12 protein-coding genes are annotated in these 9576 nt (G+C 59.3%); 9 read left to right on the top strand and 3 right to left on the bottom strand.

The window, feature by feature from the left end; genetic code table 11:
- Positions 1–54: 54 nt before the first annotated feature.
- Positions 55–840, bottom strand: coding sequence for a sulfite exporter TauE/SafE family protein (locus AC1DHT_RS10205; RefSeq protein ID WP_427546131.1), 786 nt, complete (start codon positions 838–840; stop codon positions 55–57).
- Between the two features lie 285 nt (positions 841–1125).
- Here AC1DHT_RS10205 and AC1DHT_RS10200 point away from each other — a divergent pair, with 285 nt between their 5' ends.
- The 6 genes from AC1DHT_RS10200 to AC1DHT_RS10175 all read left to right on the top strand — a co-directional run bounded on the left by AC1DHT_RS10200 (position 1126) and on the right by AC1DHT_RS10175 (position 6424).
- Positions 1126–1902, top strand: a complete 777-nt coding sequence (locus AC1DHT_RS10200; protein WP_427546083.1) for an ABC transporter substrate-binding protein — start codon at positions 1126–1128, stop codon at positions 1900–1902.
- Between the two features lie 185 nt (positions 1903–2087).
- Positions 2088–2777 carry an ABC transporter permease gene (locus AC1DHT_RS10195; protein WP_103317257.1) on the top strand — a complete coding sequence of 230 codons (690 nt, stop codon included), beginning with the start codon at positions 2088–2090 and terminating at the stop codon, positions 2775–2777.
- A 17-nt stretch (positions 2778–2794) separates the two neighbouring features.
- Complete coding sequence (locus AC1DHT_RS10190) at positions 2795–3490, top strand: ABC transporter permease (RefSeq protein ID WP_427546085.1); 696 nt, start codon at positions 2795–2797, stop codon at positions 3488–3490.
- A gap of 9 nt (positions 3491–3499) precedes the next feature.
- Positions 3500–4612, top strand: a complete 1113-nt coding sequence (locus AC1DHT_RS10185; protein ID WP_427546087.1) for a succinylglutamate desuccinylase/aspartoacylase family protein — start codon at positions 3500–3502, stop codon at positions 4610–4612.
- 18 nt (positions 4613–4630) lie between these two features.
- Positions 4631–5395 (top strand): ABC transporter ATP-binding protein, encoded by a 765-nt coding sequence (locus AC1DHT_RS10180; protein ID WP_019689777.1) that lies wholly within the window; start codon positions 4631–4633, stop codon positions 5393–5395.
- A 120-nt stretch (positions 5396–5515) separates the two neighbouring features.
- A complete protein-coding gene (locus AC1DHT_RS10175) occupies positions 5516–6424 on the top strand; it encodes a MurR/RpiR family transcriptional regulator (RefSeq protein ID WP_123583653.1) in 909 nt (302 codons plus the stop codon).
- 9 nt (positions 6425–6433) lie between these two features.
- Here AC1DHT_RS10175 and AC1DHT_RS10170 read toward each other — a convergent pair whose 3' ends face one another.
- Both AC1DHT_RS10170 and AC1DHT_RS10165 read right to left on the bottom strand, forming a co-directional pair.
- Positions 6434–6745, bottom strand: coding sequence for an AzlD domain-containing protein (locus tag AC1DHT_RS10170; protein WP_162491294.1), 312 nt, complete (start codon positions 6743–6745; stop codon positions 6434–6436).
- The gene (locus tag AC1DHT_RS10165; RefSeq protein ID WP_427546090.1) at positions 6745–7443 is read right to left on the bottom strand and encodes an AzlC family ABC transporter permease; all 699 of its coding nucleotides are present in this window, start codon (positions 7441–7443) and stop codon (positions 6745–6747) included. The genes AC1DHT_RS10170 and AC1DHT_RS10165 overlap by 1 nt, the downstream gene beginning before the upstream one ends.
- Before the next feature lie 307 nt (positions 7444–7750).
- Here AC1DHT_RS10165 and pcsA point away from each other — a divergent pair, with 307 nt between their 5' ends.
- The 3 genes from pcsA (at position 7751) to AC1DHT_RS10150 (ending at position 9358) form a co-directional block, all read left to right on the top strand.
- Entirely contained in the window at positions 7751–8470 is a 720-nt protein-coding gene (gene pcsA / locus AC1DHT_RS10160; protein ID WP_054597897.1) for a phosphatidylcholine synthase, read from the top strand.
- 11 nt (positions 8471–8481) lie between these two features.
- Positions 8482–8883: a DUF488 domain-containing protein gene (locus AC1DHT_RS10155; RefSeq protein ID WP_427546092.1), complete on the top strand. Its 402-nt coding sequence runs from the start codon at positions 8482–8484 to the stop codon at positions 8881–8883.
- A gap of 73 nt (positions 8884–8956) precedes the next feature.
- Positions 8957–9358: a cupin domain-containing protein gene (locus AC1DHT_RS10150; protein WP_427546094.1), complete on the top strand. Its 402-nt coding sequence runs from the start codon at positions 8957–8959 to the stop codon at positions 9356–9358.
- Positions 9359–9576 lie beyond the last annotated feature (218 nt).

Genomic DNA, 9576 nt, shown 5'->3' with positions numbered 1-9576 from the left:
CGCGGGGAGTATGCCTCGGGCATGGCGCTGAGAGGGGCAGCGCCATGCCGGGGATCAAAACACTAATTTGTAGCCGATAAACACCAGCATGACCGCCAGGCAAGGACGCAGCACACCATCAGAAATACGCCCGGACAAATGACTGCCCACGTAGATTCCCGGCAACGACCCCATCAGCAGGAAACCCAACAGGTGCCAATCCATGTTGCCCATGCTCGCGTGCCCCAATCCTGCAACCAGGGTCAGCGGTACGGCGTGGGCGATTTCTGTGCCGACCAGGCGTCTGGTCGGCAGGAACGGGTACAGGATAAACAGTGCGACAGTCCCCAGGGCGCCAGCACCAATGGACGTCAATGCGACCATCAGGCCGAGTAGCGCACCGGTAACGACGGTCAGCAGGTTCAGGTTGCGGTTACTCAAATGGTAATGGTCGCCCGCATGTTTCTGGGCAAACGCCAGCAGCTGGCGTTTGAAGAAAATCGCCAGCGCCGTCAGCAACAGCACAATCCCCAAGGCCTGTTTGATAATCGCATTGGTCGTTTGCGGATCGGTATTGAGGTACTTCAGGAACACCAGGGTCAGGGCGACCGCAGGCACGCTGCCCAGCGTCAGCCAGCCGGTAATTTTCCAGTCGATGTTCCTGTGCTTTTGATGAACCAGCACACCACCGGACTTGGTGATCGCGGCGTACAGCAAATCCGTCCCGACGGCGGTGGCCGGATTGATGCCGAACCATAGAAGAATCGGCGTCATCAACGAGCCTCCCCCCACACCGGTCATTCCGACAACGAACCCGACAACCAAGCCTGCGACTACAAAACCCAAATTACCGAAGTCCATTGCCATACCCTGCAAACCAGCGCGACGACTAAAAATCTCGCGGGCAGCATAGCGATTTTTCTTATAACTACTTATACCAATGTGATCTGACTTTATAACTTTCGGCAATTCAACCTTGACCGTCGGGCTGACGCATCGGCCCGTTTTGATATTTTTATTTTCACGCATTTGATTTATGAAATAAAACGTGTCATTTATACGCTCCATGGACATGCAACCCGCTGCACACCCCCGCCAGACCGGAAGGCATTCACCCCCAAACACCCTATCCACGGAGTCAACAATATGAACAAGACCGGACTTCTGGCTGCTCTGGCATTTTGCGCCGTCAGCACCCTGGCCCACGCCGACGAAGACAGCCTGCGCATCGGTATCGAAGCCGCCTACCCGCCGTTCTCCTTCAAGACCCCGGAAGGCAACATCAGCGGGTTCGACTACGACATCGGCAACGCCTTGTGCGAAGAAATGAAGATCAAATGCCAGTGGGTCATCCAGGAATTCGACGGGATGATCCCCTCGTTGAAAGTGCGCAAGATCGATGCGGTGCTGTCGTCGATGTCGATTACCGACGACCGCCTGAAGTCAGTCGACTTCAGCGAAAAGTACTACCACACCCCCGGCAAGTTCGCGGCGAAGGCCGGCCAGGCGATCAATGACCCGAAGGTCGATTTCAAAGGCAAGAAACTCGGTGTGCAACGCTCCTCCACCTACGACCGCTACGCCACCGAGCAACTGGCCCCCGCCGGCGTCGAGGTGGTGCGCTACTCCTCGCAAAATGAAGCCTTCCTGGACCTGGCGTCGGGCCGACTGGACGCTACCCTCGCCGACATCGTCAACACCAACGAGAGCTTCATCAAGACCCCGGCCGGTAACGGCTTTGCCCTGACGGGACCGGACATCAATGACCCGAAATACTTCGGCCGGGGCGCCGGGATTGCGCTGCGCAAAGGCGATACCGCAAACGCGGCACGCCTGAACACGGCGATTGATGCGATCCGTGCCAACGGCAAGTACCAGCAGGTCATGGCCAAGTACTTCGCGTTCGATATCTACGGCGAATAAGCGTTGTGGGAGCGAGTCGGCTCCGGACGGCGTTCCGACGATAGCGGAGTGTCAGCCAACATTGATGTTGACTGATATTCCGCTATCGCGAGCAGGCTCGCTCCCACAGGTTTGTACCTTGATTGATAGCAATTAATCCGTATGGTCCCGCGCGCCTGCCGGCGCTTCGGGTGAGGAACTTCATCATGCTTCACGGCTACGGATCGAGCATTCTCGATGGCGCCTGGCTGTCGATCAATCTGGCTCTGAGCTCCATGGCACTGGCCATTACCCTGGGCCTGATCGGCGCGGCGTTTCGCCTCTCGCCGCTCAAATGGTTGTCGACGCTGGGCGAAGGCTACACCACAGTGATTCGCGGTATCCCCGACCTGGTACTGATCCTGCTGATTTTCTATGGCGGCCAGGACCTGGTGAACCGCATCGCCCTCGGGCTCGGTTACACCCACTACATCGACATCAACCCGTTTGTGGCGGGTGTCTGCACCATGGGTTTCATTTTCGGTGCCTACCTCTCGGAAACCTTTCGCGGCGCCTTCATGGCGATCCCGCAAGGTCAGGCTGAAGCCGGTGCGGCCTATGGCATGAGCAGCGCCCAGGTGTTCTGGCGGATTCTGGTGCCGCAGATGATTCGCTTCGCGATTCCCGGCTTCACCAACAACTGGCTGGTGCTGACCAAATCCACGGCGTTGATATCGGTGATCGGCCTGCAGGACATGATGTTCAAGGCCAAGAACGCCGCCGACGCGACCCACGAACCCTTTACGTTTTTCCTCGCGGTGGCGGCGCTGTACCTGGTGCTGACCAGTGTCTCGTTGCTGGTGCTGCGCGCATTGGAAAAACACTACTCGGTCGGCATCAAAGCCGCCGTTCTGTGAGTGGGAGCGAACCGACCATGCTCGACTACAACCTGATCTGGGAAAACCTGCCGCTGTATTTCAGTGGCGCGTTATTGACCCTCAAAGTACTGCTGATCTCCCTGGCCTTCGGCCTGATGCTGGCCGTTCCGCTGGCGTTGATGCGCGTCTCTCGTTCGCCGCTGATCAACTTCCCGGCCTGGCTCTACACCTACGCCATTCGTGGCACGCCAATGCTGGTGCAGCTGTTTTTGATCTATTACGGCCTGGCGCAATTCGAAGCGGTACGCCAAAGCGTGCTCTGGCCATACCTGTCCAGCGCGACCTTTTGCGCGTGCCTGGCCTTTGCGATCAACACCAGTGCCTACAGCGCGGAACTGCTGGCCGGCAGCCTGAAGTCCACCCCCAACGGCGAGATCGAAGCTGCCAAGGCGATGGGCATGTCACGCCTGACCCTGTACCGCCGCATTCTGCTGCCGTCGGCCCTGCGCCGGGCGTTGCCGCAGTACAGCAATGAAGTGCTGATGATGCTGCAGACCACCAGCCTCGCGTCGATCGTCACCCTGGTCGACATCACCGGTGCGGCGCGCACGGTCAGCTCGCGGTTCTACCTGCCGTTCGAAGCGTTCATCACTGCCGGCCTGATCTACCTGGCCCTGACCTTCATTCTCGTGCGCCTGTTCAAGCTCGCCGAACGTCACTGGCTGGCGTACCTGGCCCCACGCAAGCACTAAGGAAGTCCCATGGAACACATCCACTACGTTTTGCCCTGGAGCGCCTGCGGCACTGAACGCACGCTGTCGCTGTTTAGATTTGGCAGCGGCTCACGCAAGGCTTACATCCAGGCGTCCTTGCACGCCGACGAACTGCCTGGCATGCGCGTCGCCGTCGAGCTCAAGCGCCGTTTGCGCGAGCTGGAATTACAAGGCCGCCTGACCGGCGTGATCGAACTGGTACCGATGGCCAATCCGATCGGCATCGGGCAAATGTTCCAGGCCACCCATCAGGGACGCTTCGAATTCAACAGCGGCAAGAATTTCAACCGTGACTTCCCGGAGCTGGCCGAAGCCGTGGCCGTGCACCTGAAAGGACAACTGGGCGAGGATGCCGAGGCCAACGTGGCGCTGATCCGTCGCGCCATGATCGAGGTCATTGCCGACATGCCGCTAGCCGAATCGGAACTCGACGGCCTGCGCCGCCTGCTGGTGCAGCACGCCTGCGATGCCGATGTGGTGCTGGACCTGCACTGCGACTTCGAGTCGATCATGTTGCTGTATGCCCTGCCGCAAAACTGGCCGCGCCTGCGTTCATTGGCCGCACGCCTGGGCGCCGAAGCCGTTCTGCTGGCCGAGGACGCCGGCGGCAATGCCTTCGATGAAGCCTGCGCGATTCCCTGGTTGCGCCTGGCCGAGCTGTTCCCGCTGGCGAACATTCCACTGGCCTGCGTGGCGACCACCATCGAACTGCGCGGCATGGCCGACACCGAACGGGAACCATGCATGGCCAGTGCCGAACAAATCCTCGGCTACCTGGCCGAACAGGGCCTGATCAGCGGTGACTGGCCAGACGCGCCGGCCACCTGCTGCGACGCAACGCCCTTCGCCGGTGCGCAATACGCCTATGCACCACACCCCGGTGTGGTGAGTTTTCTGCAACCGTTGGGTGCCCGGGTCTCGGTCGGCGACCCGCTGTTCGAAGTGCTCGACCCGCTGACCGATCGCCACAGCGTGGTGAAGGCCAGCACCGACGGCATTCTTTATGCCCGCGAACGCCTGCGCTTTGCCCAACCGGGTTTGTGGCTGGCCAAGGTCGCAGGCTCTACCCCCATTCGCCAGGGTCGCTTGCTCAGCGACTGACTCAAGAGAACCGACACCATGAACACACTTGAAATTCAGGACCTGCACAAACGCTACGGCACCCACGAAGTGCTCAAGGGCGTGTCCCTGGAAGCCAAAGCCGGCGATGTGATCAGCATCATCGGCTCCAGTGGCTCGGGTAAAAGCACCTTCCTGCGTTGCATCAACCTGCTGGAGCAACCCAACTCGGGCAACATCCTGCTCAATGGCGAACAGCTGAAACTGGTCGCCAACAAGACCGGCGGGCTCAAGGCCGCCGAGCCGAAACAGCTGCAACGCATGCGCTCGCGGCTGGCGATGGTGTTTCAGCACTTCAACCTCTGGTCGCACATGAGCGCCCTTGAAAACGTCATGGAAGCGCCAGTGCATGTGCTGGGCCTGGACAAGAAACTCGCCCGGGAAAAGGCCGAGCACTACCTGAACAAGGTCGGCGTGGCCCATCGCATGGGCGCTTATCCGGCGCACATGTCGGGTGGCGAACAGCAGCGCGTGGCGATTGCGCGTGCGTTGGCGATGGAGCCAGAGGTGATGTTGTTCGATGAACCGACCTCGGCGCTCGACCCGGAGTTGGTCGGCGAAGTGCTTAAAGTCATGCAGGACCTAGCCCTGGAAGGCCGGACCATGGTGGTGGTGACCCACGAAATGGGTTTTGCCCGGGAGGTGTCGAACCAACTGGTGTTCCTGCATAAAGGCCAGGTCGAAGAGCGTGGCAATCCGCGTGAAGTGCTGGTCAACCCACAGTCCGAACGCCTCCAGCAGTTCTTGGCCGGCAGCCTGAAGTAAGCCGCTTGCCGACCGTTCCGGGTGCTGCACGCCAACGGTCGGCTTCGGATACACTGGCGCGCACTCATGTCAGGGACCAGACCTGGTCCCTTCCAACCTCCTGCGGATGTTGAGCCGGTTATGCCTACTCCTTCGAAAAACACCACGGTCTACGCCGCGCCGGTCATGCGCAAACTGGCAGAAATTCTTGCCGACTTGCAGCCGTCACTGCGCAAGGTGGCGGACTTCATCCTGCGCCATCCGCTGAAAGCCGCGACACTGACCATCGAAGAGATGGCCCATGAAACTGCCACCTCACCGGCGGCGGTCAACCGTCTGGCCAAGGCGTTGGACCTGGGCGGTTACAGCGGCATGAAAGCCGAACTGGTCGCAACCTTGCAGCAGATGGTCTCCCCGGTAGACAAACTGCGTAACGAACTGGCGCACCGCCCCGGGGGTGCGTTCGGTCTGCATGAGCAGATCCAGAGCGCCACCAGCAATCTAGGCACCGCTGGCACCAACAATCACCCCGACACCTTCGAAGCCGTGGTCACCTGCCTGATCGAGGCGCGCAAGATCTACATCCTCGGGTTTGGCAACAGTGTCTACATGGCCGGTCTCGCGGCCTCGACACTGATGCCGTTCTGCGCCGACGCCACGGCGATCAGCATGGAAGGCGGCAACGAAAACGCCGCTTATCGACTGGCTGCAATTACCGATCAGGACGTGCTGCTGGCGATCTCGCTACCGCGCTATTCCCTCGACACCCTGCAACTGTCGCGCTTTGCCCATGAGCGTGGCGCGACGGTACTGGCGATCACCGACTCGCCCGCCTCGCCCCTGACTCACATCGCTCAGCACGTGTTGTTTGCGCCGGCCGACCACCCGGTGCTGACCAGTTCCAATATCGCGGTACTGGCGCTGATCGAAGGCCTGGTTGCCGGCGTGATGGCGCGTAACAAAGAAGCGGTGAAGCTGGCGACCGAACTCACCGAAAGCGTGATGAATTACCTGCACATTCCCGGCAGCAGCAAAACCTCGAAAAAATGAGGCAGCGCGTCACAGCCACCAGCGCAGCAGGAAAAAGAAGCCCATGCTCAGCAGCATGCTGATCAGGGTACTGCGGGTGTAGAGCACCAGGCCGATGGCGACCAGTGAGCTGATCAGGTACGGATTGTCGTACTGCAGATTCAGTTGATGGTCGGGCATGAACACAATCGGCCCGCAGATCGCCGTGAGCATGCCGGGCACCGCAAATCCGAGAAATTGCCGCGCGTTGCTGCTCAGGCGCACGGGCAACCGTGGTTCAAGGAACACATAGCGGTTGAGAAAAACCAGCATGCCCATTCCGAAAATAACCGCCCAGACCATCATGTGCGCGCTCCATAAAACTTGTTGCAGACAAACCCGGCACTCATTCCCAGCAAGCCGGCCAGCACCAGCGCCGAGCCCCAGTGCCAATAATTGAAGAGCACCGAGCAGAACAGCGAAACCGCCACACAGACGACCGTCGGAACGTTGCGCACCACGGGGGTGATCAACGCGATAAATGTGGCCGCGATGGAAAAATCCAGGCCCAGGCGTTCAAGGCCCGGAATGCTGCTGCCCAGCACAATCCCGGCCAGGGTGAAGAGATTCCACGCCACATAAAAGGTCAGGCCCACCCCGAGGGCGTACCAGCGGTTGAACTGCCGTTGGTCAAATTGACTGGTCAGTGCGAACAGCTCGTCGGTGAGCAAAAAGCCCAGCCCCACCCGCCAGCGACCCGGCAACGGCGAAACCACCGGACGCATGCTCATGCCGTACAGCAGGTGTTGCGAGGTCAGCAGCAAGGTGGTCAGCAGAATCGAGAAAATCCCGGCGCCGCCCTTGAGCATCCCGATCGCGACCAACTGCGCAGCACCCGCAAAGACGATGCTCGACAAGCCCTGGCCTTGCAGTGGAGTGAGGTTGGCCTCAATGGCCATCGAACCTGCCAACAGCCCCCATGGCGCGGTCGCCAGGGACAAGGGCATGACGGCAGCGGCACCGCGCAGGAAAGCACTGCGCGGCAATGGATTGTCAGACATAGCGCTCTACAACGAAGGAAAGGTCGCTAACTGTGTCAGCCGATCAACCTTCTGTCTTGAACAATCTTGCGTAATTGCACATCCAGGCACAGGTCGGTAGTTGAACGCTGACCGGCAAAAAGTACTGCTCGATAAACATGGCAGCGACAGGAGATGGTCTATTTTTAATGGGTGTCGACTTCGGGTCGTTTGAGTGCAGGTGAACCTTATCGCCCGATAGCCGGTCGATAGGTGCAGCCCAGCCAGGTTGCCGGTGACCCCGTCGGTGGTAGCAACTGGCCCGTTTTATTCGCTGGAGAACGCTCCCTTGATAACGACCCGACGCATGGCCACGCTTAAAGCCTGGGGCGCCCACGGTTTTACCGCAACCGGTGTGGTGACCGCCTTCCTGGCGACCCTCGCCTTGTTCGATAACCAGCCCAGGGCCTGCCTGCTGTGGCTGGGCGTGGCGCTGATCGTCGACGGTGTGGACGGCGCGCTGGCGCGCAAGGTGAATGTGCAAACGGTACTGCCGCATCTCGACGGCTCCATACTGGATCTGGTCATCGACTACCTGACCTACGTGTTCATCCCGGCCCTGTTCATCTACCGTTACATCGACTTGCCGGCCTACACCCCGCTGCTGACCACCTCGGTGATCCTGGTCTCGTCGCTCTATTGCTTCTGCAACGTCAACATGAAGAGCAAGGACAACTACTTCCAGGGCTTCCCCGCTGCTTGGAACGTCGTCACCCTGTGCCTCTACATCATTGCGCCGACACCCTGGCTGACGCTGCTGACCATTATCGGCCTGGCGCTGTTGACGGTGACCCGGATGAAGTTCCTGCACCCGTTTCGGGTGCGGCGGTTCATGCCGATCAACATTGCCGTGACGTCCATCTGGTTGCTGTGCAGCCTGTCACTGGTCCTCAACCATCCGACCGCCAACCCTTGGGTCATGGGGTTGTGGCTGGCGATGTCAGCTTACTTCCTGGGGATCTGCATCTGCCGCTCGGCCGCTGACTGGCTTGAGCGCAGTCATCATTAATGGAGGCATGAATGCCTATCCATATCGTGCAATTGGGCACGCCCCGTACACCCCATGAAGGGCTGCGCCTGGGCACAGTCCGCCGCCCACCGCGCGGCGTTCCGAAAGCCGAATTCGCCAGCCGCGACTTCTACGACACCTGGCTCCCGGCCCTGTCGCCCAGCGCGGAGCTGGTAACAGAAGCCAAAGCTGCGGAAGACGAAAAACACTGGGAAGCCTTTCGACGTAAATTCAAGGCCGAAATGAACCACCCCGCCCCCAGCCAACTGCTGGATCTGCTGGCTGCCCTGTCCCATCAAACGTCGCTGGCAATCGGCTGCTACTGCAAGGAAGAACGCCACTGCCATCGCTCGGTGCTGCGGGAGCTGTTGATCGCTCGCGGGGCGGTGGTTGTGGCGGCTCAAGAGGTGTAACGGGTGTTGGATATCAGAAGCTGACAACACAGAAAAACTGTACTGTTAGCGATAATAAATCTGAGCATCAACCATGAATAAATATCTATCCATTTCTATTTTAGTCGGAACCATGATGGCTGCTCATCCAGCCATGGCTGCAGGTATTGCGCCTGCCGCAAAAGAGACAGAAACATTGCAGAGGATTGCCGTAAATGGAACTAATCGTGAGTTGGGTATGGGGATCTCGGAGTTTCCGCCCAATGCAGAAAAACCGCGTCACCGGGCTATCGGACCGGAGATTGTGTATGTCATCCAAGGAGAAATAATCGTTCTTATTGATGGGCAACCCGCGAAAACCGTTCGCGCAGGCGAGAGCTATCAACTTGCGGCGAAAGACGTTCATACAACCAAAGCTGGCCCATCCGGGGCAAAAACAATTGCTTCCTGGGTGACCATCCCAGGTAAACAGTTCAACATCTACACCAAAGAATAGGACATTGTTTATTTATCGAACCTTTTTAATCATGGCTGGTTGCGAATAACCCATTAGGTTTTTCTGACCGCACAATGAGAGCCAGGACATCCCCACGCTATGGACCGGTAGTTTGGGGGGAACAGCAAGCCGGCTTGCGAGAACCAGGACGACGGCAAGCGATACGCTACACTTCCCTAGCTCCGCCGCGGCACCTGAGGTACCAAACCTGTCTCCTG

It is taken from the genome of Pseudomonas sp. 05N432, from assembly GCF_056396945.1.
This window is presented reverse-complemented; position numbering and strand designations above follow the sequence as displayed.

What these genes read in the sequence shown, in the direction of transcription:
- AC1DHT_RS10180 (WP_019689777.1), top strand. Translation starts at nt 4,631, where the DNA reads ATGAACACACTTGAAATTCAGGACCTGCACAAACGCTACGGCACCCAC.
- AC1DHT_RS10190 (WP_427546085.1), top strand. Translation starts at nt 2,795, where the DNA reads ATGCTCGACTACAACCTGATCTGGGAAAACCTGCCGCTGTATTTCAGT.
- AC1DHT_RS10165 (WP_427546090.1), bottom strand. Translation starts at nt 7,443, where the DNA reads ATGTCTGACAATCCATTGCCGCGCAGTGCTTTCCTGCGCGGTGCCGCT.
- AC1DHT_RS10150 (WP_427546094.1), top strand. Translation starts at nt 8,957, where the DNA reads ATGAATAAATATCTATCCATTTCTATTTTAGTCGGAACCATGATGGCT.
- AC1DHT_RS10205 (WP_427546131.1), bottom strand. Translation starts at nt 840, where the DNA reads ATGGACTTCGGTAATTTGGGTTTTGTAGTCGCAGGCTTGGTTGTCGGG.
- AC1DHT_RS10185 (WP_427546087.1), top strand. Translation starts at nt 3,500, where the DNA reads ATGGAACACATCCACTACGTTTTGCCCTGGAGCGCCTGCGGCACTGAA.
- AC1DHT_RS10175 (WP_123583653.1), top strand. Translation starts at nt 5,516, where the DNA reads ATGCCTACTCCTTCGAAAAACACCACGGTCTACGCCGCGCCGGTCATG.
- AC1DHT_RS10155 (WP_427546092.1), top strand. Translation starts at nt 8,482, where the DNA reads ATGCCTATCCATATCGTGCAATTGGGCACGCCCCGTACACCCCATGAA.
- AC1DHT_RS10195 (WP_103317257.1), top strand. Translation starts at nt 2,088, where the DNA reads ATGCTTCACGGCTACGGATCGAGCATTCTCGATGGCGCCTGGCTGTCG.
- AC1DHT_RS10170 (WP_162491294.1), bottom strand. Translation starts at nt 6,745, where the DNA reads ATGGTCTGGGCGGTTATTTTCGGAATGGGCATGCTGGTTTTTCTCAAC.
- AC1DHT_RS10200 (WP_427546083.1), top strand. Translation starts at nt 1,126, where the DNA reads ATGAACAAGACCGGACTTCTGGCTGCTCTGGCATTTTGCGCCGTCAGC.